The 24639-nt window shown below is 69.5% G+C and carries 22 protein-coding genes; 19 read left to right on the plus strand and 3 right to left on the minus strand.

The features are described 5' to 3' along the window. Positions 1–9: 9 nt before the first annotated feature. Positions 10–2049 carry an ABC transporter family substrate-binding protein gene (locus tag ACIGXW_RS09740; RefSeq protein WP_399571699.1) on the plus strand — a complete coding sequence of 680 codons (2040 nt, stop codon included), beginning with the start codon at positions 10–12 and terminating at the stop codon, positions 2047–2049. A gap of 223 nt (positions 2050–2272) precedes the next feature. Then, a complete protein-coding gene (typA, locus tag ACIGXW_RS09745) occupies positions 2273–4177 on the plus strand; it encodes a translational GTPase TypA (protein ID WP_399571702.1) in 1905 nt (634 codons plus the stop codon). 89 nt (positions 4178–4266) lie between these two features. Here the strand turns inward: typA and ACIGXW_RS09750 are convergent, their stop codons facing one another. After that, the gene (locus tag ACIGXW_RS09750; RefSeq protein ID WP_399571704.1) at positions 4267–5271 is read right to left on the minus strand and encodes a LuxR C-terminal-related transcriptional regulator; all 1005 of its coding nucleotides are present in this window, start codon (positions 5269–5271) and stop codon (positions 4267–4269) included. A gap of 338 nt (positions 5272–5609) precedes the next feature. Between ACIGXW_RS09750 and hemA the strand changes: the two genes are divergently transcribed. The 14 genes from hemA (at position 5610) to ACIGXW_RS09820 (ending at position 21820) form a co-directional block, all read left to right on the plus strand. After that, positions 5610–6815 (plus strand): 5-aminolevulinate synthase, encoded by a 1206-nt coding sequence (hemA, locus tag ACIGXW_RS09755; RefSeq protein WP_399571706.1) that lies wholly within the window; start codon positions 5610–5612, stop codon positions 6813–6815. A 13-nt stretch (positions 6816–6828) separates the two neighbouring features. Further along, on the plus strand, positions 6829–7671 hold the full coding sequence (locus ACIGXW_RS09760) for a TauD/TfdA dioxygenase family protein (RefSeq protein ID WP_399571708.1): 843 nt from the start codon (positions 6829–6831) through the stop codon (positions 7669–7671). Between the two features lie 63 nt (positions 7672–7734). Continuing rightward, on the plus strand, positions 7735–8634 hold the full coding sequence (locus ACIGXW_RS09765; protein WP_399571710.1) for a 3-oxoacyl-ACP synthase III family protein: 900 nt from the start codon (positions 7735–7737) through the stop codon (positions 8632–8634). Beyond that, positions 8631–9821, plus strand: a complete 1191-nt coding sequence (locus ACIGXW_RS09770) for an acetyl-CoA carboxylase biotin carboxylase subunit family protein (protein ID WP_399571712.1) — start codon at positions 8631–8633, stop codon at positions 9819–9821. The genes ACIGXW_RS09765 and ACIGXW_RS09770 overlap by 4 nt, the downstream gene beginning before the upstream one ends. 1 nt (position 9822) lies before the next feature. Continuing rightward, positions 9823–11046, plus strand: coding sequence for an MFS transporter (locus ACIGXW_RS09775; RefSeq protein ID WP_399571715.1), 1224 nt, complete (start codon positions 9823–9825; stop codon positions 11044–11046). A gap of 46 nt (positions 11047–11092) precedes the next feature. Continuing rightward, the gene (locus ACIGXW_RS09780) at positions 11093–12724 is read left to right on the plus strand and encodes an ABC transporter substrate-binding protein (protein WP_399571717.1); all 1632 of its coding nucleotides are present in this window, start codon (positions 11093–11095) and stop codon (positions 12722–12724) included. A gap of 10 nt (positions 12725–12734) precedes the next feature. Beyond that, the gene (locus ACIGXW_RS09785) at positions 12735–13736 is read left to right on the plus strand and encodes an NADP-dependent oxidoreductase (protein WP_399571719.1); all 1002 of its coding nucleotides are present in this window, start codon (positions 12735–12737) and stop codon (positions 13734–13736) included. An 89-nt stretch (positions 13737–13825) separates the two neighbouring features. Next, complete coding sequence (locus ACIGXW_RS09790) at positions 13826–14647, plus strand: hypothetical protein (RefSeq protein WP_399571721.1); 822 nt, start codon at positions 13826–13828, stop codon at positions 14645–14647. Between the two features lie 386 nt (positions 14648–15033). Then, positions 15034–16650, plus strand: a complete 1617-nt coding sequence (locus ACIGXW_RS09795) for an ABC transporter substrate-binding protein (protein WP_399571724.1) — start codon at positions 15034–15036, stop codon at positions 16648–16650. Positions 16651–16792: 142 nt separating this feature from the next. Next, entirely contained in the window at positions 16793–17722 is a 930-nt protein-coding gene (locus tag ACIGXW_RS09800) for an ABC transporter permease (RefSeq protein WP_399571726.1), read from the plus strand. After that, a complete protein-coding gene (locus ACIGXW_RS09805; RefSeq protein ID WP_399571728.1) occupies positions 17715–18704 on the plus strand; it encodes an ABC transporter permease in 990 nt (329 codons plus the stop codon). The genes ACIGXW_RS09800 and ACIGXW_RS09805 overlap by 8 nt, the downstream gene beginning before the upstream one ends. 11 nt (positions 18705–18715) lie before the next feature. Next, positions 18716–19774: an ABC transporter ATP-binding protein gene (locus ACIGXW_RS09810; protein WP_399571732.1), complete on the plus strand. Its 1059-nt coding sequence runs from the start codon at positions 18716–18718 to the stop codon at positions 19772–19774. Then, positions 19767–20909, plus strand: coding sequence for a dipeptide ABC transporter ATP-binding protein (locus tag ACIGXW_RS09815; RefSeq protein ID WP_360906599.1), 1143 nt, complete (start codon positions 19767–19769; stop codon positions 20907–20909). The genes ACIGXW_RS09810 and ACIGXW_RS09815 overlap by 8 nt, the downstream gene beginning before the upstream one ends. A 47-nt stretch (positions 20910–20956) precedes the next feature. Then, on the plus strand, positions 20957–21820 hold the full coding sequence (locus ACIGXW_RS09820) for a hypothetical protein (RefSeq protein ID WP_399571734.1): 864 nt from the start codon (positions 20957–20959) through the stop codon (positions 21818–21820). Here ACIGXW_RS09820 and ACIGXW_RS09825 read toward each other — a convergent pair. Beyond that, positions 21814–22227 (minus strand): nuclear transport factor 2 family protein, encoded by a 414-nt coding sequence (locus ACIGXW_RS09825; protein ID WP_399571737.1) that lies wholly within the window; start codon positions 22225–22227, stop codon positions 21814–21816. The two genes, ACIGXW_RS09820 and ACIGXW_RS09825, sit on opposite strands and share 7 nt — an antisense overlap. Positions 22228–22457: 230 nt before the next feature. Here ACIGXW_RS09825 and ACIGXW_RS09830 point away from each other — a divergent pair, with 230 nt between their 5' ends. From ACIGXW_RS09830 to ACIGXW_RS09840, 3 genes are all read left to right on the plus strand, one after another. Further along, positions 22458–22736 (plus strand): hypothetical protein, encoded by a 279-nt coding sequence (locus ACIGXW_RS09830; RefSeq protein WP_399571739.1) that lies wholly within the window; start codon positions 22458–22460, stop codon positions 22734–22736. Positions 22737–22965: 229 nt separating this feature from the next. Then, a complete protein-coding gene (locus tag ACIGXW_RS09835; RefSeq protein WP_399571741.1) occupies positions 22966–23376 on the plus strand; it encodes a hypothetical protein in 411 nt (136 codons plus the stop codon). Between the two features lie 55 nt (positions 23377–23431). Next, complete coding sequence (locus ACIGXW_RS09840) at positions 23432–24031, plus strand: hypothetical protein (protein ID WP_399571744.1); 600 nt, start codon at positions 23432–23434, stop codon at positions 24029–24031. Positions 24032–24065: 34 nt separating this feature from the next. Here ACIGXW_RS09840 and ACIGXW_RS09845 read toward each other — a convergent pair whose 3' ends face one another. Next, a complete protein-coding gene (locus tag ACIGXW_RS09845) occupies positions 24066–24623 on the minus strand; it encodes a hypothetical protein (protein ID WP_399571747.1) in 558 nt (185 codons plus the stop codon). Positions 24624–24639: the final 16 nt, after the last annotated feature.

The following is a 24639-nucleotide window of genomic DNA, read 5'->3' on the forward strand; positions in this document are numbered from 1 at the left end:
GGTAGCCCCATGTCGTCCCAGCGCACGCGGTCGCGTACGCGCCGCTCCGCCCTGCTGTTCACCGCCGGTCTGCTGCTCCCGCTGCCGGTCCTGGCCGGCTGCGGCGGCGCGGGGGACGACGAGGCCGGCGGCCCGGCCACCCCGCAGGACATCGCCGCGGCCCCGCGCGCCAAGGTCGCCGACAAGGGCACCCTGAACTGGGCCGTGAACGCGCTGCCCACGACGTACAACACCTTCCAGGCCGACGCGGACGAGGCCGCCCAGCGGGTCGCCGGCGCGGTCCTGCCCACCCTCTTCACCCTGGACGGCCGGGGCCGCCCGCAGCGCGACCCCGACTATCTGGCCTCGGCCTCCGTCAGCCGGCGCGAGCCCCGCCAGGTGGTGGTCTACAAGCTCAACCCCAAGGCCGTGTGGAGCGACGGCAGCGCGATCACCGCCGCCGATTTCGAGGCCCAGTGGAAGGCGCTGCGCGGCAAGGACAGCGCGTACTGGACGGCCCGCAACGCCGGTTACGAGCGCATCGACCGGGTCGAGCGCGGCGCGAACGACAAGGAGGTCAAGGTCACCTTTGCGAAGAGCTACGCGGACTGGGCCTCGCTGTTCACCCCGCTGTACCCGAAGTCGGTCATGGGCAGCGGAAGCGCCTTCAACGACTCCGCGCGCAAGGAGCTCAAGCTCGCCGCCGGCCCCTTCCGGGTCGGGGAGCGCGACGACAGGCAGGGGACGCTGACGCTCGTGCGCAACCCCCGGTGGTGGGGCGACCGGGCCAAGCTCGACCGGCTCGTGCTGCGGGCCGTGCCGGCGGACAAGCGCATCGAGGCGCTGGCGAGCGGGAAGCTGGACCTCGCCGAGATCACCCCGGGCGCCGCCGAGCGCATCACCAAGGCGAACACCCCCTCCAAGAAGGAGAAGTCCGACAAGGGGCGTGCGGTCAGCGGCCCCAGCGCCGCTCCGGGCGCCGCCCGGCCGGACCAGGGCCGCCTGGACGGCGCGAACAAGCCCGCCGCCGCCGATGTGACGGCGCTGCGCGGCCTGGTCGTCCGCCGCTCCCTGGAGCCCGCCTACACCCAGCTCGCCCTCAACGGCACCTCCGGCCCGCTCGCCGACGAGCGGGTGCGGCGCGCGATCGCCCGGGCCATCGACCGCAAGGCCATCGCCGAGTACGTCCTGGGCCCCCTCGGGCTGCCCGCCCAGCCGCTCGGCAGCCACGTCCTCGTCGCCGGCCAGCAGGGGTACCGGGACACCAGCGACGCCATCGGCTCCGTGGACCCCAAGGCCGCACAGGCGCTGCTCGCGGACGCGGGCTGGAAGGAGGGGCACGGCGCCGCCCCGCAGAAGAAGGCCGCGGACCTCGGCCCCCTGGTCAGCAGGCCCAGCCTGCCGGCCGCGGAGGACAGCTCCGAGCCGGACGGGAGCGAGTCCGACGAGAACGACACCACCGGGAACGAGGAGGAGGGCCCGGCCGGCGACGGCAAGGGCGCCCTCGACACCGGCGACAAGGCGGGCGCCTCCCCGGCCCGCTACAAGGACGGCAAGAAGCTGATCCTCCGCTTCGTTCTGCCCAAGGGCGCCGGGGCCGAGCCGCTGCGGGCCGTGGGCGAGCGCATCGCCCGCCAGCTGGACGCGATCGGGATCCGCACGGAGGTCCTCAAGGTCGACGACGCCTCCTTCTTCAAGGACCACATCGCTTCCGGCGACTTCGACCTGGCCCTCTACGGCTGGCCCACCGGCGCCTACCCGGCCACCGACGCCCGGCCGATCTTCGCCAAGCCGCAGCCCGCGCCCGACGGCTCGCTGATCGTGGAGCAGAACTACACCCGCGTCGGCACCGACCAGATCGACCGCCTCTTCGACCAGGCCTCCACCGAGCTCGACGCCGACGCCTCCCACGACCTGGTGACCCGCGCCGACGCCCGTATCTGGGCCGCGGCGGGCTCGATCCCGCTCTACCAGCGGCCGGAGCTGGTGGGCACGCGGCGGACGGTGGTGAACGCGGGAGCCTTCGGGCTGGCGACGCCGCGGTACCAGGACGTGGGCTTCGCGCGCTGACGCTCCCGGGGCTCGAAAACAGCCCGTCCGGCGTTTGAGGACCGGGGTCCGGGGCGGAGCCCCGGGACATAAGCCCAGGTCAGGCCTGCTGTGACCGGCCCCCGGCGGCCAAAGCTGGCGCGGCCCCGTACCATGGAAGTGGCCGTGGCGTGATCTGCCCGGCGGGCGCGCGTACCGGACCGTACGCGACGCCATCCTCAACCCGGGAGAAGCGCCGCAAGTTATGCCCACCCGCCACGACATTCGTAACGTCGCCATCGTCGCCCACGTCGACCACGGCAAGACGACCATCGTCGACGCCATGCTCAAGCAGGCCGGTGCCTTCGCCGCGCACCAGCTCGACTCCGTCGACGACCGGGTCATGGACTCGAACGACCTGGAGCGTGAGAAGGGCATCACGATCCTCGCCAAGAACACGGCGGTGAAGTACCACCCCAAGGACGGCGGGGACCCGATCACGATCAACATCATCGACACCCCCGGCCACGCCGACTTCGGTGGCGAGGTCGAGCGCGGTCTGTCGATGGTGGACGCCGTCGTGCTGCTGGTCGACGCCTCCGAGGGCCCGCTGCCGCAGACCCGCTTCGTGCTCCGCAAGGCGCTCCAGCAGCGGAAGCCGGTCATCCTGTGCATCAACAAGACGGACCGCCCGGACTCCCGCATCGACGAGGTCGTCAACGAGACCTACGACCTCTTCCTCGACCTGGACGCGGACGAGGACCAGATCGAGTTCCCGATCGTCTACGCCTGCGGCCGTGACGGCATCGCGTCGCTGACCAAGCCGGCGGACGGCACCGTCCCCGCGGACAGCACCAACCTGGAGCCGTTCTTCTCCACGATCCTGGAGCACGTCCCGGCCCCGGCCTTCGAGGAGGACGCGCCGCTCCAGGCCCACGTCACCAACCTCGACGCCGATAACTTCCTCGGCCGTATCGCGCTGCTCCGCGTCGAGCAGGGCGAGCTGCGCAAGGGCCAGACGGTCGCGTGGATCAAGCGTGACGGCACGGTCTCCAGCGTCCGCATCACCGAGCTGATGATGACCGAGGCGCTCACCCGCAAGCCCGCCGAGGTCGCCGGCCCCGGTGACATCTGCGCGGTCGCCGGTATCCCCGACATCATGATCGGCGAGACCCTGGCCGACCCGGAGAACCCGGTCGCGCTGCCCCTGATCACGGTCGACGAGCCCGCGATCTCCATGACCATCGGCACCAACACCTCGCCGCTGGTCGGCCGTGGCGGCACCGGCAAGGGCGCGGACGCCAAGTCCGCGGTCAAGGACCGCAAGGTCACCGCCCGCCAGGTCAAGGACCGTCTGGACCGCGAGCTGGTCGGTAACGTCTCGCTGCGCGTCCTGGACACCGAGCGCCCCGACGCCTGGGAGGTGCAGGGCCGCGGTGAGCTGGCGCTGGCCATCCTGGTCGAGCAGATGCGCCGCGAGGGCTTCGAGATGACCATCGGCAAGCCCCAGGTCGTCACCAAGGAGGTCGACGGCAAGGTCCACGAGCCCGTCGAGCGCCTGACGGTCGACGTGCCCGAGGAGCACATGGGTGCCGTCACCCAGCTCATGGGCACCCGCAAGGGCCGCATGGACAACATGTCCAACCACGGCTCCGGCTGGGTCCGCATGGAGTTCGTCGTCCCGTCCCGCGGTCTGATCGGCTTCCGCACGGAGTTCCTGACGAACACCCGCGGCACCGGTATCGCCCACTCGATCCACGAGGGCCACGAGCCGTGGTTCGGCGAGCTCAAGACCCGTAACAACGGCTCCCTGGTCGCCGACCGCGCCGGTGCCGTCACCGCCTTCGCGATGACGAACCTCCAGGAGCGCGGCGTGCTCTTCACCGACCCGGGCACCGAGGTGTACGAGGGCATGATCGTCGGCGAGAACTCGCGCGCCGACGACATGGACGTCAACATCACCAAGGAGAAGAAGCTCACCAACATGCGCTCCTCCTCCGCCGACTCCTTCGAGGCGATCGTCCCGCCGCGCAAGCTGTCGCTGGAGCAGTCCCTGGAGTTCTGCCGCGACGACGAGTGCGTCGAGGTCACCCCGGAGGCCGTGCGCATCCGCAAGGTCGTCCTGGACCAGAAGGAGCGCGGCCGCACCGCTTCCCGCGCCAAGCGCTAAGCGCCGAGCGCCGAGGGCACCGCAGTACGACGGCCCGTCGCCCCGCCATCACGGCGGGGCGGCGGGCCGTCGCCGTGTCCGGGCACAGGTCAGTTCTCCGGGTCCGCCCGGCCGTCGGGGAGGTCCTCCAGGAGCCCGGAGCGTGCCACGAGATAGGCGAGCTGGGCCCGGCTGCGGCTGCCGAGGGTCTCGGCGGTCTTCTTGATGTGGGTGGCCACCGTGCGGGTGCTGATGCCCAGGCGGCCGGCGATCGCGTCGTCGGTGTACCCGCTCACCATCAGGCTCAGCACCGCGCGGCGGGTCTCGTTGGTGAGCAGCTGGGGGCGCTGGTGGGTGGGCTCGTACACCACCGGCTCGGCGCGGGCCCAGGCGTGCTCGAAGGTGGTCACCAGGAAGCGGATGATGCCCGGGTGGGTGACGGCGAGGGCGGCGCCGTCGCGCTCGTGCTGGTGATCGGGGATGAAGGCGGTCTTCCGGTCGCACACGATCATGCGGTCGAAGACCTCGTTGAGGGTGCGCAGCTCCGCGCCCGCCGCCGACACCTGCTCGATGTAGGCCAGCGTCGGCCCGTGCGTGCGCACGGTGTGCTGGTACAGCGTCCGCTGCCGTACGCCCCGTTCCCCCAGGGCCAGGTCGCGGGGCAGGGCCTCGGCCAGCAGCTCGGCGGCGCGGCCGCCGCCCGGTTGGGCGGTGAGCAGCTCCTCGCGGCAGGACTGCACGGCCTCTTCCAGCGCGGCGCTGATCGCGTCCTTGCCGATGATCAGCCGGATGGAACCGTCCTCCTGCTTCCGCGCCTCGCGGTAGACGTTCGCCACGCCCGCGAGTGAGGCGTGCAGGGCGGTCAGGGCCTGCTGCTGCTCCTGTATCGCGCGCTCGACGGGGCGGGCCAGCGCGGCGGCCGCGACGTCCGGGGGGACGGGGGTCAGTGAGCCGGGGGAGCCGGCCACGGGTCTCAGCAGGCCCAGGGCCACGAGGCACTCGGGCGCCTCACCCGCCTCTCCGCCCCCGGTGAGGGCTCTGCGGTAGTACTCCAGGCCCGCCGCGCACACCTCAACGTGCTCAAGTGTGTCGTGAAGATCCCCTTTTGTACACATGTGCTCCTCCTTCAAGTTTCTGAGTTGCATGATCATGATGCCACTGACGCCTATGTTCCGATTCGGCCGCGGGGCAGGATTGTTTTAACGACGCGGGGCCGACGGAAGGCCCCGCCGAAGTAAAAGGGGGACGGGGGGAAGATGAAGCGCGGTATTTCTTTGCGAAAAATTCTTGGCGCGTTCACAATCGCCATGATCGCGGCAATCGGCGTAGGGGCTCCTGGGGTTGGGGGCGCTGGATCCGAGGCGGCCGGACAGGTCGTCGTCAAGGAATTGGCTCCGGGCGATTCCGCCTGGGGATGACGGATTCATAAACCACTTACCTCAGGACGGAAGAGATGACTGCGATTTCCAGCGATGTACGGCCCGGCGCGGTATTCGAAACGTATGGGCAAAAGATAGACGAACTCAAGGCGGACGGACTGTACCGGGAATTCATCCCGTGCGGTCACCTCGCCGAGGACCCCGGCCACACCCTCCACCTGGGGCGCAAGGTCCAGGTCTGGTGCAGCAACGACTACCTCGGCCTGAGCCAGCACCCGGACCTCATCAAGGTCCAGACCGAATCGACCGGGCTGCACGGCACCGGCAACGGCGGGTCGCGCAACATCGCGGGCACCAGCCCCACGCACGTCGAGCTCGAGTCCCGGCTGGCCGCCTGGCACGGCAAGGAACGCGCCCTGATCTTCTCCAGCGGCTACGTGGCGAACTTCGAGACGCTCAGCACGCTGCTCGCGGCGGTCCCGGACATGGTCGTCTTCTCGGACGCCCTCAACCACCGCTCGCTGATCGAGGGCATCGTGCGCAGCCGGTGCCAGAAGGTCGTCTTCCCCCACAACGACCTCGCCGCGCTCGAGGCGGCCCTCGTCGAGTACGCCGACCGCCCCAAGATGATCGTCTTCGAGTCCGTGTACTCCATGGACGGCGACTGCTCGCCCGTGACGGCCATCCTCGACCTGGCCGAGCGGCACGGCGCGCTGACCTTCCTCGACGAGACGCACGCCATCGGCATGATGGGCCCGACGGGCGCCGGCCTGTCCGAGGCGCTCGGCGACCACCGCGCCACCTTCATCCAGGGCGTGTTCGGCAAGGCCATCGGCACCGTCGGCGGATACGTCGTCGGCCCCGACGTCGCCCTCGACTTCGTGCGCTCCACCGCGCCCGGCTTCATCTTCACCACCGCCCTGCCCAAGGCGAGCATGGACGCGACCCTGCGGGGCCTGGAGATCGTCCAGGACGGCAACGACCTGCGCCGGGACCTGATGGCCAACGCCGGCTACCTCAAGGAGCGGCTGCGGGCCGAGGCCATCGACTTCATCGACGCCGAGAGCCACCTCGTCCCGGTCATGGTGCCCGGCAGCGACCGCGTCCGGCGGATTTCCCAGCGGCTGTTCGCCGAGTTCGGGATCTACGTCCAGCCCATCAACTTCCCCTCGGTGCCCAAGGGGGGCGAGCGCTTCCGTGTGACCGCGCCGCCCTACCGGACGTACGAGCAGATCGACTACTTCGTCAGCGCGCTCAAGCGGTGCCTGGCAGAGGACTGAGAGAGGCACAGCGTTGAAGATCAGCGACATCACCCCCTTCATCGGCGCCGAGTTCACCGGTGTCACCTATGCGGACCTCACGCAGCAGGAGGTCTTCGACCAGCTGGTGGAGCAGCTGCACCAGCGCGAGCTGGTCGTCGTACGCGGCCTGGAGCTGACCCCCGAGCAGCAGATCGACCTGGCCTCGCGGCTGGGCCGGCCGGTGCCCTTCGTCATCTCCAAGTACCGGCACCCCGACTACCCGGAGATCATGATCTCGTCCAACGAGGTCAAGAACGACAAGCCGGTGGGCGTCGCCCGGGTGGGCAACTTCTGGCACCAGGACTCCACCTTCGTGGAGAACCCCGCCCCCTACACGATGCTGCACGGGGTCAACGTCCCGCAGACCAGCGGCCACACCCTCTACGCCAGCGCACTGGATCTCTACGACCGCCTCCCGCAGGAGTGGAAGGACAAGCTCGCCGGCCGCACCGGCGTGCACACGGTCGGCAAGCGGCTGCGCATCCGCCCCGAGCACGTCGGCCTCTCGGTCGCCGAGTTCCGTGCGCTCATCGACATCGAGCACCCCAAGGTGGAGCACCCCCTGGTGCCGACCGACCCCTCCAGCGGCCGCCCGTACCTCTACGGCTCCCGGGAGTACATGGACTCCGTGGTGGGCTTCGACCACAACGAGAACGAGGCGTTCTTCGAGGTCGTCGACGGGCTGCTGGCCGACGAGGACTACGTCTACACCCACCGCTGGACCCCGAACGACCTCGTGGTGTGGAAGACCCGCACCACCTACCACCAGGCCACCGAGGTTGAGCCGGGCGTGTCCCGGACCGTCCACCGGGTCAGTATCGAAACGGGCGAGTGATCCGTGGGTGGCATAGTCGACTTCGACATATGTCTCCCTGCGTCGTACGTCGGCGTGCAGGACATGCACGCCGCGTCCGGCGTCCCCGTGGCGGACATCAAGAGGATCACGCACAACGACGGCTTCCCCGCGCTCGGGGAGCACGAGCAGGCCTGGCGCCTCGCGGCGAGCGCGGCCCGGAGCGTACTGGAGCGGACCGCGGTGCGGCCCGCCGACATCCGGCAGGTGATCTACGCCGGCTCCGGCGACTGGGACCTGCCGTTCTGGTCGCCCGCGGCCCGGGTGGCGCACGAGCTCGGCATCGAGCGGGCGCACTGCTACGAGGTGACCAACTTCTGCAACGCCGGAATGACCGCCCTGCGCGTCGCCTCGGACTCCGTCACGCTGGGCCGCGGCACCTACGCGCTGGTGCTGATCGGCGACCGGCTCAGCCGCATGGTCGACTACACCGACCCCGAGTCCAAGGCGCTGTTCAACTTCGGCGACGCGGCCGCCGCGGTGCTGGTGTCGGGCGGTGACCTCTCCTTCAGCCTGCTGCACTCGGTGATGCGCACCGACCCCAGCTGGTCCGACTACTACTACGGGGAATACCGCGAGGGCCGGATCGCCATCCGCCGGGCCGCCCACCGCAAGGGCCTGGCCACCGCCTACGTCGAGAACTTCACCGCCCTCGTCGACGAGACCCTCGGCGCGCTCGGCAAGCGGCTCTCGGACGTCGCCTATTTCCTGATCAACCACGGCGACAAGGACATGCACGAACGGCTGGTGCGCACGCTGGGCCTGCCGCCGGAGAAAAGCGTCTTCAATTACCACAGACTGGGTCATATGGGCGGCGCGGACACCCTGATCGCCCTTCAGGACCTGCTGGCCGACAAGAAGCTGGAGCGCGGCGACCTGGTGCTGCTGGCCAGCAGCGCCATGGGCTTCAGCTGGGGGATCACCGCCTTGGAGTTTCACGCATGAAGATTCTCGTCATCCATCAGGTCCCCTACCGCAAGATGTCCTACCACCTCGGGCTCGACCACGACCGCCACGAGGTCACCTACATCGGTTACCCGCAGCGCATGGCCGACCTCCCCGCGGAGCTGCGCTGCCGGCGCATCGAACTCACCGAGGGCGAGGACCTGGTCGAGGGTGTCACCGCCCGCGTCTCGCCCCGGGACGGCTTCGAAAAGCTGCTCTCCCTCTCGGAGTTCGGGATCCTGCAGGCCTGGCACATCCGCCGGCACCTGGGCCTGGCGGGCCCCTCGCTGGAGCAGATCGAGCGGGTGCGCGACAAGGTCAGCATGAAGCAGGCGCTGGCCGACTCCGGCATCCGCCACCCCCGCTTCGAGCCGGCCCCCGCGCCCTGCGACGCGCTGCCCTGGACGGGCCGGACCGTCATCAAGCCCCGGCAGGGCGCCTCCAGCGAGGGCGTCACCCTGCACGACACCGCCCGGGAGGCGCTCACCGCCTACTGGAAGCTGGACGACCGCCTCGACTTCCAGCTCGAGGAGTACATCGACGGCGACATCCTGCACATCGACGGCCTGGTGAGCGACGGCACGCCCGGCGACCTGGTGGTCAGCCGGTACATCAACAAGCCCGTCGAGTACCTCGACGGCCACGTCATCGCCTCCCACCAGATCCCCGACCCCCACGGCCGGTTCCGGCACTTCGCCGAACAGGTCGTCAAGGCCCTGGAGATCGAGTCCGGCTGCGTCCACCTCGAGCTCTTCGAGACCGCCGAGGGCGAACTGGTCTTCCTGGAGATCGCCAACCGCATGGGCGGCGCCGGCGTCGTCAACGCCCACCTGGGCCACACCGGCGTCCACCTGCCCTCGCACGAGATCGCCATCCGGCTGGGCCTGGAGCGGCCCGCCCCCGCCGAGCCGAGCGGGCGCTACCACGGCTGGCTGGTGGTCCCCGGCCACCACCTCGGCACCAGGGGCCACACGATCACCGTGCCCGAGGCGGTGCGGCAGCACCCCGCCATCGACGCGCTGCACGTGCTCGCCCCCGAACAGCCGCTGCCGGACCACATCACCTACCACGAGTGGCTGGTGCCCGTGTTCATCGAGGCCTCGCACGCCGACGCCGGTGAACTGGCCGCGTTCTTCCGGGAATGCGCCCGCACCATCACCGTCGAGCCCGCCCCGGCCGGGGGCTGATGTGAAGACGGTCTGGCAGGACGCCAAGGCCCGCCGCATGCTGGGCGCCATCCTGATGTCCAGCCTCGGCTTCGGCCTGAACGTCCTCGCGCTCGGTCAGGTCCTCTTCGAACTCACCGGCAGCACCCAGGCGTTCGTGACGGTCCTCGCCTCCCAGGGCATCGGGGCCATCTGCGTGCTGCCGTTCTGCGGACCGCTGGTGGACGCCCTCAGCTCCACCCGGGTCTACATCGCGGCGGCGGCCGCCAAGGCCGCCTGCGTGCTGACGATCGTGGGGATCACCGTCGCGCACATCGGCGACCCGGTGCCGTTCATCATGGCGGCCGCCGTCCTGCTGGCCGTCTTCGACAACGTCGAACGGGCCGCGCTGTTCAAGTTCACCGCCCACCACATCAGCAAAACGGCCGTGGTGAAGTTCAACGCCGTCAACGGCATGGCCTTCCAGGTCGGCGTGGTCATCGGGATGGCCCTGCTGGGCGTGGTGCTCGCCTATGGCTCGCCCACCAAGGCGCTCCTGCTGAGCGTGTGCGCCTCCGCCGCGTGCGCGCTCGTCGCCTCGCGCGTACGGCTGGAGAAGTCGGAGAACACCCGGCCGCTGTCCGCCGCCCTGCTGCGCACCGCCCTGCTGGGCCTCCTCGGCGACTGGCGGCAGATGTTCCGCCAGTACCGGGGGGAACTGGTCGTCTTCGCCATGGTGGTGACCTGCACGGCCGACTTCCTCTTCGCCAACAGCATGAGCACCCTGGTCGTACCGCTGGTCGACCGGTTCTACGACGGGCGGAGCTGGTACATCTCCGTCCTGGAGGCCACCTTCGGCACCGGCATGATCACCGCCTCCTTCCTCACCTCCCGCACCGCCAAGCAGCGGCTGCTGCCGGTGTGGCTGGCGGTTCAGGCCGCCGCCGCGCTGCTGCTCTCCCGCACCGGGGAACCCGTGATCCACTTCGCGGCCTTCCTGGTGGCCGGCTTCGCCAACCTCAACAGCCTCGTCTGGCTCCTCGCCTCGCTGCAGCAGCACGCGGGCGAGGGGGACAAGGCCAAGATGGCCTCGCTGCGCCTGCTGGCGATCGGCCTGGGCTCGGTGGTGCTGATGCCGTTCGTCGGGCAGGCCGCCAAGGTCTCGCTCGGCACCGGCTATGTCAGCGTCGCCGCGATCATGCTGCTCTTCGCCCTCGGCAGCGTCTGGGTGGCCGCCCGCTTCCGGCCCAGGGTCACCGCCGGCTGAACCGCCGGCCCCGCCCGCTCCGTACTCGTCAACCTAGGGAACACCGATGCTCACCCGACCCATGCTCGCCAAGCTGGCCGCCGGAGCGGCGGCGACCGCGGCCGCCCTCGTGACCACCACCTCCCCGGCCGCAGCCTGCCCGCCCGGCAACGGCGGGGAGCTGCGGGTCTTCGCGGAAGAGCCCGGGCACCTCGTCCCCGGCAACGTCAACCAGAGCGAGAGCCTGATCGTCGACTCGGTCCTCTACAGCGGACTGGTGCGCTACGACCCCAAGACCCTCCAGCCGGTCAACGTGCAGGCGGATTCCATCACGCCGTCCGCCGACCAGAAGGTCTGGACCGTCAGGCTCAAGAAGAACCTGACCTTCCACAACGGTGAGCGGGTCGACGCCGACGCCTACATCCGGGCGTGGAACCACACCGCGTACGGCCCCAACGAGCAGGCCAACAACGACTTCTTCCGCAGCATCCAGGGCTTCGCGGACCTCCAGGCCGGCCCGGACCCGGACGGCAGCGGACCGCTGCGGCCCGCCCCGCCCAAGGCCAAGCGGCTCTCCGGCCTGCAGAAGGTCGACGACCGTACCTTCAAGGTCACGCTGAACGAGCCGTACAGCGGCTTCAGGACCATGCTCGGCTACATCGGCTTCCACCCGATGGCCAAGGCCTGCCTCGCCGACCTCAAGGCCTGCGACGAGAAGCCGATCGGCAACGGCCCCTACCGCTTCGAGTCGTGGGAGCACAACAAGGTCATCAAGACCGTCCGCTTCGACGGCTACGCCGGCGACAAGGGCAAGTCCCAGCGCATCACCTTCAAGCTGATGGAGAACGTCTCGGACGGCTACGCGGCCTTCGAGAAGGGCGAGCTGGACGTCGTCCGCAAGCTGCTGCCCGGCGACAAGCTGCCCGAGGCCCGGCAGAAGTACGGCGCGAACCTCATCGAGGTCCCCATGGCCTCCCTGCAGCGGATCGCCTTCCCGACCTACGACGCGCGCTTCAAGGACAAGCGGGTCCGCCAGGCGATCTCCATGGCGGTCGACCGCAAGGCCATCATCGACAAGATCTACCACGGCGCCCACGTCCCGGCCGACGGCTTCGTCTCCCCGGTCTTCCCCGGCGCCCGCAGCTCCTGCGCGTACTGCTCCTACGCCCCGGACAAGGCCCGGCAGCTGCTCGCGGAGGCCGGCGGCTGGCAGGGCGGCAAGCTCGAGCTGTGGACCAACTCCGGCGCCGACCACCAGGTGTGGATGGCCGAACTCGGCGAGCAGCTGAAGAAGAACCTGGGCATCGACTACGAGGTCAAGGCCGACCTGCCCTACTCGCAGTACGTGGAGAAGATCCACGCCAATGGGATGACCGGGATGTTCCGCAGCGGCTGGAACTCCGACTACCCCAGCATGGAGAACTTCCTGACCCCGCTGTACGCCAAGAACGGCTCGACGGCCGTCACCGGCTGGAGCGACCCCCGCTTCGACGAGCTCGTGGCCAAGGGCAACCGGGCCGCGACCCCCGAGGAGGCCGTCTCCTTCTACCAGCAGGCGGAGGACCTGGTGGCCGAGGACATGCCCGCCATGCCGGTCTGGTACGTCAAGGGTTCGACGCTGTACTCGGACAAGTTCACCGACGCGGTCGTCAACCCGGTGGGCGGCGAGCCCATCCTCGCCAACTTCACGCGAAAGTAAGGTGTTTGCGATGTCAGACCGGTTCATAGCCGTACACCAGGTCAAGGAGCCCAAGGGGGCCCCGACCGCGGACGACTTCGCGTTCGTCCCCGGTGAGATGCCGCCGGCCGGCCCCGGGACCGCCCTGGTCGAGAACCTCTACCTCTCCGTCGACCCGTACATGCGCGAGTGCATGAACGGGGTGTGGGGCCTGCACAACCCCCTCGAGGGGCGCTCGATCGGGCGGGTCCTTGAGTCGCACGACCCGCGCCTGGCCGTCGGCGACCTGGTCTTCCACCGCCAGGGCTGGCGCACCCACGCCGTGGTCACGCCCGAGGAGGCCCGGGTGCTGCCCCAGGCCGAGGGCGTTCCCCTCAGCGCTTTCCTCAGCGTGCTGGGCGGCACCGGCCTGAGCGCCTATGTGGCGCTCACCCAGATCGCCCGGTTCACCGAGGGCGAGTCCCTCTTCATCTCCGCCGCCGCCGGCGGCGTGGGCACCGCGGCCGGGCAGCTCGCCCGGATCCTGGGCGCCGGCCGGGTGATCGGCAGCGCCGGCTCGGCGGCCAAGGTCAGGCACCTCACCGAGGACCTCGGCTTCGACGCCGCCTTCGACTACCACGACGGCCCGGTCACCGGGCTCCTGCGCAAGGCGGCCCCCGACGGGGTGGACGTCTGCCTGGAGAACGTCGGCGGCGATCACCTGGAGGCGGCGATCGACGTCGTCCGCCCGCACGGCCGCATCGTGTGGTGCGGGGCCGTGTCGACGTACAACAACCCCGAGGAGCCGCCCGCGGCGCCCCGCAACCTCTACGACGTGGTCGGCAAGAGCCTGCGCCTGGAGGGCTTCCTGGTGCGTGAATACCCGCACCTGCAGGAGGAGATGGAGTCCGTGCTCATCCCGCACATCCAGGCGGGACGGCTCGTTCCGGACGAGACGGTGGTGGACGGGTTCGACAACGTGGTGCACGCCTTCCTCGGCATGCTCCGCGGGGAGAACACCGGAAAGATGATCGTCCGCACCGGGCAGGCGTAAGCCGCCGTGTGCTCCCGGACGCGGCAGGGGACCGGTGCGCCGGCCCCTGCCGCGTCCGGGCCGTTCCCACAGCAGGGGAGAAGCCGAGGATGCCTGCCAAGCCCGTCGTCGTGATCGTCGACGCCTACTCCACCGCGCGCCATCTCGTCCCGCTCCTCCATGAGCGGGGCTACGACCTGGTGCATGTGCAGAGCCGGCCCGAGGTCCCCCCGGCGTACGCGCCCTCGTTCCGCCCGGCCGCCTTCCGCGCCAACATCGTGAGCCTGGGGGTCGCCGAAGAGGTCCTCGACGCGGTCGCCGCCCACCGGCCCGTCGCCCTGCTGGCCGGGGCGCGCAGCGGTGCGGACACCGCGGACGTCCTGACCGAGGGCCTGGGCCTGCGGACGAACGGCACCCGGCTGGGCCCGGCCCGCCGGGAGCGGCCCCTGATGGCCCGGGCGCTGCTGGCCGCCGGGGTGCGGGACGCCGACCGCCTCCTGGAGCCCGACGGGCCGGCCGAGTGCACGTACCACGTCAATACGGTGAGCCTGGACGGCCTGCACCACGTGAGCGACATCTGGACATCCCGGCATCCCGGGGACGCCGAGGGGCGGGATCCGGTCAACGGTCTGCGGCTGCTGCCCCGCCGCGGCCCCGAGCAGGACCTGCTCGTCGACTCCGCCTTCGCGATGCTGGACGCCCTCGGCATCCGCAACGGTCCGGCCCGCGCCCGCTTCGAGCTGGGCCCCGGCGGTCCGCGGCCGGTCGACGTCGGCTCCGGGGTCTGGGGAGTGCTCCCCGTCCTGGCCCGGCAGGCCATCGGGGAGAGCCAGTTGGAGTGGACGGTGGACGCGCACGTCGCGCCGGAGCGCTTCCGGGTGCGCGCCGCGGGCGACTACGTGATCCGTCCGGGAGCGCTGGTCTGCCTCTGAGGCACGGGCGTGGGACGACCTGGATCCGGATGATCGAGTTCCGGTTTGCGGGCCTTCGCAGGGAGCTGTCCGAAAGACGGTCAGCTCGATCCGGATGTTGTGTTAACAGTCCGTTTCGCGGGTGTCTGTCTATGATCGCTTTGTCCGTATTTTGGGCCTGTGTCTGTGATCGATGTGACCAAAGCGAGACCCTTTAAGTGTGGTTTACAAGACGGTCGTACTTAATAGTTGGGTTCACTGAGCTCGGGTCAATGGGTCACGCGCTGTGGGGAGCGCCGACTCACGAGCACACTGAAGGTGCCGGTTCCGTCTCCGCTGTCAGGGGTGTCAGCGTGGGGCCGGTGCCTCTCTTGTAGCGAATAGTGGACTCTTGAGGAGGCATACCCATGCGCGGTGCCAAGAGCGCCAAGTGGGTCGCGGGTGCGATAGTTGTTGCGCTGAGCGCGACCGCTTGCAACGGCGGCGGCGACGGTAAGAGCAGTTCCGGTTCGGGCAAGCCCGAGGGCTACGTGTCCGTCGACGTCGGCGAGCCGCAGAACCCGCTCTACCCGACGGACACCAACGAGACGTTGGGTCACAACGTCATCACCGCCCTCTACTCGCCGCTCGTGAACTTCGACGACAAGGGCAAGATCCGCAACGTCGCCGCCGAGTCCATCACCACTGAGGACTCGAAGACTTGGACGATCAAGCTCAAGGCGGGCTGGACGTTCCACAACGGCGAGAAGGTCACCGCCCAGTCGTATGTCGACGCCTGGAACTGGGGCGCCAACATCAAGAACAACCAGAAGAACGGCCTCTGGTTCAACGACATCAAGGGCTACACGGACGTCCACCCCGAGAAGGGCGACCCCAAGTCCGACAAGATGTCGGGTCTGGTGGCCAAGGACGAGCTCACCCTGAGCGTCGAACTCGAGCACGCCGTACCGTACTTCCAGTACAAGCTCGGCTACGTCCCCTTCATGCCGCAGCCGAAGGCCTTCTTCCAGGACCCGAAGGGCTTCGGTCAGAAGCCGGTCGGCCAGGGCCCGTACAAGTTCGAGAAGTGGGACCACAAGAAGCTCATCCAGGTCGCCGCGTTCGACGGCTACAAGGGTGAGGACAAGCCCAAGAACAAGGGCATCCAGTTCAAGCAGTACTCCACGGTCGAGGCGGCCTACCAGGACCTCGTGTCGGGCAACCTCGACATGATCCGCCAGATCGGTCCCAAGGACCTGCCGAAGTACAAGGCCGACCTCGGTGACCGGGCGATCGACCAGCCGTACGCGGCCGTCCAGTCCCTCGTCCCCGCGTTCTACAGCGAGCCCTTCAAGAACGTCGACCCCAAGGTCATCCAGGGTCTGTCGAAGGCGATCGACCGCGAGACCATCACCAAGACGGTCCTCCACGGCACCCGTAGCCCCGCCACCAGCTTCACCGCCCCCGGAGTCGAGGGCAACCAGAGCGACCTGGGCGTCGACATCTTCAAGTTCGACCCGCAGAAGGCCAAGGAGCTCATCAAGGAAGGCGGCGGCGTTCCGGGCAACAAGATCTGGATCCAGTTCAACGGCGACGGCGGCCACAAGGAATGGGTCACGGCCGTCTGCGAGAACATCCGCCAGAACACCGGCGTCGAGTGCCTCGCCGACCCCAAGCCGGACTTCCAGGCCGACCTGGACCTGCGTGACCAGAACAAGGTCAAGGCGATGTACCGCGGTGGCTGGGTCGCCGACTACCCGCTGAACGTCAACTTCATGCGCGAGCTCTACCGCTCGGGCGCCGAGGCCAACAGCGGCCGCTTCTCCGACAAGAACATCGACGAGCTCTTCGACAAGGGCGACAACGCCAAGACCCTGGAGGAGTCGGTCAAGCTGTACCAGGAGGCCGAGAAGGCCATGGCGCAGAAGATGCCGGCCATCCCGCTGTGGAACTACCGGATCAACGGTGGCCACTCCAAGAACGTGACCAACGTCAAGGCCGACTACCGCGGTGACTACGTCCTCACCGACGTCACCCCCAAGTAGTCCGCCCACGGAGTACATCCGATCCGGTCCCCCGCATCCCCCGTAACCCGGAACGGGGCGGGAAGGCACCGGGGGCCGCTCCTCCCACAGCCCCGCTGTGCGCGAGCGGCCCCCGGCGCCGTCGTATCCACATGGAGGCACCATGGGGCGTTATGTCGCGCGGCGACTGCTCCAGATGATCCCGGTGTTCATCGGGTCAACCTTGCTGATCTTCCTCATGATGTACGCACTGCCCGGCGACCCCGTCCGGGCCATGTGGGGAGAACAGGCCATCGACGAGGCGCAGATCGCCTCGGTCAAGCACGATCTGGGCCTTGACCTGCCGCTCTGGCAGCAGTACTGGAACTACCTCAGCGGCCTGTTCCAGGGCGACTTCGGCACCCAGATCGCCAGCCAGCGGCCCGTCGCCGACGTCATCTCGGACGCGATCCCGGTGACCCTCCGACTGGCCCTCTTCGCCTTCACGTTCACCGTCGTCGTCGGCATCAGCCTCGGCGTCCTGGCCGGCCTGAAGGCCGACCGCTGGCTGGACAAGGGCGTACTGTTCCTCACCCTGCTGCTGGTCTCGGTGCCGTCCTTCGTGCTCGGCTACCTCTTCCAGTTCATCTTCGCCATGAAGCTCGGCTGGCTGACCCCGACGGTCCAGAACTCCGAGGACTTCGGGCAGTTGTTCCTGCCGGCCGTGGTGCTGGGTTCGCTCTCGCTGGCGTATGTCACCCGGCTGACCCGGACCTCCATCGCCGAGAACAAGCGCGCGGACTACATCCGCACCGCCGTCGCCAAGGGCCTGCCCCGGCGCCGCGTCGTCGGCATCCACCTGCTGCGCAACTCCCTGATCCCCGTGGTCACCTTCCTCGGTACGGACCTGGGCGCCCTGCTGGGCGGCGCGGTGGTCACCGAGGGCATCTTCAACGTCCAGGGCATCGGACGGGAGATCTACGAGGCCCTCAACCGCCACGAGGGCTCCACCGTCGTGGGCATCGTGACGCTGCTGGTCATCGTCTATCTCTGCGCCAGCCTGATCGTCGACCTCCTGTACGCCGTGCTCGACCCGAGGATCCGTTATGCCTGAGGCAATCGAGGGCTCCTTCGTGGACCCGGCTGCCATCGCCGAGAAGGTGGAGAAGGAGAACTCCGAGGGCGCGAAGTCCCCGGTGCAGACCGGTGGTTCCGCCGGCGGCCCGGTCGGCAAGCCGCGCAGCCTGTGGAGCGACGCCTGGCGCGACCTGCGCCGCAACCCGCTGTTCGTGGCATCCGCGATCCTGATCGTGCTGCTGCTGACCATGACCTGCTTCCCCGGCCTGTTCACCAGCGCCTCGCCGCGCAACGGCGACCTGACCGGTGCCTACCTCAAGGAGCCGGAGTTCGGGAAGGTGTTCTCGGGCGAGTGGCTCGGCTACGACGGCCAGGGCCGCAGCATCTGGGCGCGCCTGGTCTACGGCGCCCGCGCCTCGGTGATCGTCGGTGTCGTGGTCACGGCCGCCGTCACCCTCTTCGGCGGCTTCGTCGGCATGATGGCCGGGTACTTCGGCGGCTGGATCGACAGCGTCCTCTCCCGCCTCACCGACATCTTCGCCGGCATCCCCTTCCTCCTCGGCGCCATGGTCGTGCTCACCTCGTTCGACGTGCGCACCGTGTGGGTGGTCTCCGCGGCCCTGATCGTCCTGGGCTGGACCCAGATCGCCCGCGTCATGCGCGGCTCGGTGATCTCCATCAAGCAGCAGGACTACGTCATGGCCGCCAAGGCCCTCGGTGCCGGCACCGGCCGCATCCTGCTGCGCCACATCCTGCCGAACGCCATCGCGCCGGTGATCGTCGTCGCGACCATCGCGCTCGGCGGCTACATCTCGGCCGAGGCCACCCTGTCCTACCTCGGCATCGGTCTGGCCGACCCGGTCGTCTCGTGGGGCATCGACGTCTCGGCGGGCAAGGACCAGCTGCGCAACGCGCCGCACGTCCTGCTCTTCCCGGCGCTGATGGTCTCCGTCACGGTCCTGGCCTTCATCATGCTCGGCGATGCGGTGCGCAACGCCCTCGACCCCAAGCTGCGCTGAGGGAGGCGTACGTGACCACCATCGAGAAGACCGCGAAGGTCCCCGAGCCCCGGCCCTCCGACGCCCCGGGCACCCCGCTGCTCGAAGTCCGCGACCTGCACGTGGAGTTCCACACCCGCGACGGCGTCGCCAAGGCCGTCAACGGCGTCAACTACACCGTCAACGCGGGCGAGACCCTCGCCGTCCTCGGCGAGTCCGGCTCCGGCAAGTCCGTGACCGCGCAGGCCGTCATGGGCATCCTCGACATGCCGCCCGGGAAGATCCCGCAGGGCGAGATCCTCTTCCGCGGCAAGGACATGCTGAAGATGTCCGCCGAGGAGCGCCGGAAGATCCGCGGCAGCAAGATCGCCATGATCTTCCAGGACGCCCTGTCGTCCCTGAACCCCGTGCTGAGCGTGGGCTACCAGCTCGGCGAGATGTTCCGGGTGCACCAGGGGCTGTCCAAGAAGGAGGCGAAGGCCAAGTCCATCGAGCTGATGGACCGGGTCCGCATCCCCGCCGCCAAGGAGCGCGTCAGCGACTACCCGCACCAGTTCTCGGGCGGCATGCGCCAGCGCATCATGATCGCGATGGCGCTGGCCCTGGAGCCGGACCTGATCATCGCGGACGAGCCGACGACGGCCCTGGACGTCACCGTCCAGGCCCAGGTGATGGACCTGCTCGCCGAGCTGCAGCGCGAGCTCAACATGGGCCTGATCCTCATCACCCACGACCTCGGTGTCGTGGCGGACGTCGCCGACAAGATCGCGGTGATGTACGCGGGCCGGATCGTGGAGACCGCGCCCGTGCACGAGCTGTACAAGCGCCCGGCCCACCCGTACACCCGGGGCCTGCTGGACTCCATCCCGCGCCTGGACCAGAAGGGCCAGGAGCTCTACGCGATCAAGGGCCTGCCGCCCAACCTGCTGAACATCCCGGCCGGCTGCGCCTTCAACCCGCGCTGCCCCAAGGCCCAGGACATCTGCCGCACGGACGTCCCCGTCCTGCACCGGGTGACCGAGCAGGACGGTGCGGAGCTCGACGGCCGCGGCAGCGCGTGCCACTTCTGGAAGGAGACGATCCATGGCTGAGACCGGCAAGAAGGACGAGGCCGCGACGCCCAACGTCTCCGAGGTGGAGGTCAGCGACGCGTCGACGACCGCCGAGGTCGAGGCCGTCCTCGACGCCCCGGTGGAGCGCGGCGAGCCGATCCTGCAGGTGCGCAACCTGGTCAAGCACTTCCCGCTGACCCAGGGCATCCTCTTCAAGCGGCAGGTCGGCGCGGTCAAGGCGGTCGACGGCGTCTCCTTCGACCTCTACCAGGGCGAGACGCTGGGCATCGTCGGTGAGTCCGGCTGTGGCAAGTCCACGGTCGCCAAGCTGCTGATGACCCTGGAGACGGCCACCTCCGGCGAGGTCTTCTACAAGGGCCAGGACATCACCAAGCTGTCCGGGCGCGCCCTGAAGGCCGTGCGCCGCAACATCCAGATGGTCTTCCAGGACCCGTACACCTCGCTCAACCCGCGCATGACGGTCGGCGACATCATCGGGGAGCCCTTCGAGATCCACCCCGAGGTGGCGCCGAAGGGCGACCGGCGCAAGCGCGTGCAGGAACTCCTGGACGTCGTCGGCCTGAACCCGGAGTACATCAACCGCTACCCGCACCAGTTCTCGGGCGGTCAGCGGCAGCGCATCGGCATCGCGCGCGGGCTGGCTCTCAACCCCGAGATCATCATCTGCGACGAGCCGGTGTCCGCGCTGGACGTCTCCGTGCAGGCGCAGGTCGTCAACCTGATGGAGAAGCTGCAGGACGAGTTCAACCTCTCCTACATCTTCATCGCGCACGACCTGTCGATCGTGCGCCACATCTCCGACCGCGTCGGGGTGATGTACCTGGGCAAGATGGCCGAGATCGGCACGGACGTGCAGATCTACGACCACCCGACCCACCCCTACACCCAGGCGCTGCTCTCGGCCGTCCCGGTCCCCGACCCGGACGCCCGCGAGGGCCGCGAGCGCATCATCCTCACCGGCGACGTCCCGTCCCCGGCGAACCCGCCCTCCGGCTGCCGCTTCCGCACCCGCTGCTGGAAGGCGGAGGACCGGTGCGCCGAGGAGATGCCGCTGCTGGCGGTGCCGGAGGTCTTCGCCGGCGTCGACACCCCGGCCGCGCACGAGTCGGCGTGCCACTTCGCGGAGGAGAAGCAGGTGGTGGGGGCGGCGTAACGGCGCCGTTCCCGCAGCGGGGGAGTGGCCGGGGTAGTTTCGTGATCATGTCGCTCGATGACTTCCGCACCCACGTTCGTGCCCGCGTCCTGTACGTCACCGACCTGGCCTACGAGGCCAAGGGGCGGCGGTACTGCGACGAGGACATCTTCCTGACGTCGCGGCTGCGCGAGGACTTCGACATCGCGCTGTGCCACCCGCTGGACGCGGCGGCGCTCATGGAGACGGGCGCCTTCGACGTGGTGGTGGTGCGCAACAGCGGACCGGTGCTGCACTACGAGGCGGCCTACGAGGACTTCCGCGCCCGGGCCGTGAAGAACGACGTCCGCGTCTACAACCAGCTCACGGGCCGGGCCGACATGGCCGGCAAGCAATACCTCGTCGACCTGAGCGCGGCGGGATACCCGGTCATCCCGACGGTCGACCGCGCGGAGGACCTGGCCCGCCTGCCGGAGGTGGCCGAGTACGTGGCCAAGCCCAAGGCCGGCGCGGACTCGATCGGCCTGCGGTTCCTCGAGCGGCCGGAGCCGGGGGAGCGGGAGTGGGCTGCGGGAGTGCTGGTCCAGCCCCGCATCCACTTCCGCTACGAGGTCTCGTTCTACTTCATCGACGACACCTTCCAGTACGCGCTGTACGCCCCGGACCCGGAGCGGCGCTGGAAGCTGGAGCGCTACGAGCCGACGGCCGCCGACCTGGCCTTCGCGCAGCGCTTCATCGACTGGAACGACATCGAGCACGGCATCCAGCGCGTCGACGCCTGCCGCACACCGGAAGGCGAGCTGCTGCTCGTGGAGCTCGAGGACCTCAACCCGTACCTGTCCCTGGACCTCCTGGACGACGGCACGCGCGAGGCGTTCGTGGCGAACCTGAAGGCGTCGCTGCGGACCCTGACGGAGACGCCGGCTCAGTAGAACGTCCGCCCACCGGCCCCGGAGGAGACCGACCACACCTCGGTGATGCGCCCGCCGCTGAACCGGAGTATGTCGGTCCCGCTCCGGGAGACGAGTTGCCCGTCGTCGCCGGTGAAGCTCGCGCGATAGGGCCGCGCCACGACTCCGTGCGGTGCCGTCCCGTCGTCGCCCTCCGTGTCGACCACAGCGGGCCCCTCGGCGACGAACCGCAATCCGGGCCGTCGGCGATGCCACCCCGCGATGACGTCCGCGAGCTCACCGGGCCGCCGGACGTCGTCGAACGTCTCGGTCCCCGCCTGCGCGTACCGCAGACGGAACTCCGGCGCCATGATCTCCCCGGCAAGGCCGGTGTCCCCGTTCCACAGGGCGGTCCACCGGTCGTACAGCTCAACCCCGAATCGACGCATGCGAATCTCTCCCCCGTAGGCCGTGTCCCGTCAGCGGTCCTGACTCCTGGTACGGACTGTAGGGGGAGGGTCTGACAACGCCGGTCCGGTGCCGGTGGAGCCGCCTCCACCGGACGGTCCGGGTGGTCCGGGTGGTCCGGGTGGCTCGGATGGCGGGCGTGACGGGAGTCGCCTACGGTTATCTGGGATGTTCGAGAATTCGAACATCTGAGCCTTTCATGGAGGTCACCATGAAGTGTCTTCGAACCCTCGCCCTGGCAGCCGCGCCCGCCGCGATGCTGATCGGCCTCGCGGCCCCCGCGATGGCCGCGGACGACCCCGCACCGAACACGCCGGCAACCGTGAGCACCAGCCCTGTGAAGGTGCAGGTCAAGACCTGGCACTGGATGGGCAATTACGGATCGGTCTACGAGGTGGCCAATGCCGCCAACACCGTTGGCGCCGGGGCCGGGGAAGTCATCACCCAGGACGTCGGCAACGGCCTGTACGCGACATTCCTGTTCTACTGAGCCGAGGCGGTTCGGTGGTCTCGGCACCATCACCCAGGCACCGCGCAGTGCCCGTCCGTGACCGCACACCACGGGCGGGCACCTCGCGCGTCGTGTCCGCATGTGGGGGGCATGCGGTCCGGTACGGACGGTTGAAACCCTCTGGTGCGGTTGATCAAGTCCATGGTTGTCTCGGTCGAGCCGCCGCGATGGTGCGGCAGCTGTGCGATCCGAGGAGAGAAGGACCACCATGAGACGCCTTGCCCGCGCCCTGGCCATGACCGGAGCTGTCGGCGCCCTGACCCTGCTGTCCGCCCCGGCCTCGCAGGCGGCGCCGTCCGCGTCGGCGTCGACGACCGCGTGCGTCACCGCCAAGCAGGAGGCGTCCTTCGCGCGCGGCGAGATATCCCTGTGCCCGCAGAGCGACGGCACCACGCGGGCCACCGGCTACATCGAGGACCTGCTGCCGGGCAGCGGCTGGGGCACGCCGGACGGTACCTGCGCGGGCTGGTGGATCGAGATGGGTCCGAACAAGGGAATGATCGGGCCGATGGTCTGCCCGCACTTCGACCCCCAGCACAGGGCGACGAAGACGTTCGACTACACCTTCAAGCCGGAGGCTCCGGTGACGGGCGCGAAGCTCAACGGCTTCCGCGCGTGAGCCAGGGGCCCTGCCGGGGGCCCCTTCCGTCGGCTCGGTGGGTGACAATCCTCCCGTGGACGTGCCCGAACTGCTCGAATCCGTAGGCCTGCTGGTCCCCGAGGCGACGGCCACCGGGAACGACCTCACGGTGCGGGATGTCTGGGACCACCTGGTCCACGACGAGTGGGACACCGCCCTCGACCTCCTGGAGGAGCTCGGAGGCGGCCGTTCGCTGCCCCCTGCGTGGTGGGAGGCGATGGCCGGCGCCGCCGAGCAGCTGCGCATGGAACGGAGCGCCGCCTGGTGCCACTGGCGCTGCGCGGAAGCCCGAAACGGTGTGATCCGGGCGGACTTGACGCTGAGTCCGGCGGGGGCGACCCGGCGCACCTCGCCCGTTCCGGGCTCCGGTGTCCTGCGACCGATGTGGAACATCGGGCACCGCTCACCCGCCGGCGGGCCGTCCTGGAACATCGCCGGCCTGTGGATCGAGGGCCGCCCGTCTCTGGAGCCCGGCGGCCGCGCCACGGTCCGGCTGCTCCCCCTGACCCCCGACCGCTGGCGCCACCTCGAACCCGGTCAGCAGATCACCATGCACGAGGACCGAACGGTGGCGGGCAGGGCGACCGTCGTGGAGCTCCGCCCACCTGCGACGGCCTCACCCCTGGTGCGGTGAGCCGGACGCCTGTGGATCCTGCCCGAACCCGCGCTTACCGGGCCGCCGTGGTGTAGCGGGCGCGGGCGCGCTCGGGGTAGCGGGCGGTGAAGGCGGCGGGCAGTGCGAATCCGGCGACCTGGACCGCTATGGATGCCCCGCTGCCGAGGCCCTCGGCGCTGGTGAGGGCCAGTGCGGCGGAGGCCAGGGTGAAGGCGAGTGCCCAGGCGGTGGTGACCACGACGTTGATGCGGCGGAAGAGCGGGGTGTTCCATACCTCCGGCGGTGCCTGTCGCTTGGCGATGCCGGTCGTGAACGGGTGGCCGATGAGCAGGGTGGCCCAGGCCGTGAGGGCGAGCCAGCCCAGGGACATGGCACCCCCGAAATGCCGCAGCCCGCTCTGCGGGAGGGCGAAGGCCAGGGCGGTCAGCGCGGCGAAGAAGCCCGCCGTGCTGTGCTCCAGGATCAGCGACTGTCCGGCGGTACCTGCCTTGTGCTCCTTGACCAGCAGGGCTATGGCGGTGGCGAGCCCTGCGGCGGCGCCCCACTGCCAGCCGTACGAGGAGACGGCCGCGAAGGCGATCCAGGGCATGAAGCCGCGCAGGTAGTTCATCGAGAAGTCTCCTTGG

The organism is Streptomyces sp. NPDC053079 (genome assembly GCF_044546695.1).
GTDB lineage: Bacteria > Actinomycetota > Actinomycetes > Streptomycetales > Streptomycetaceae > Streptomyces.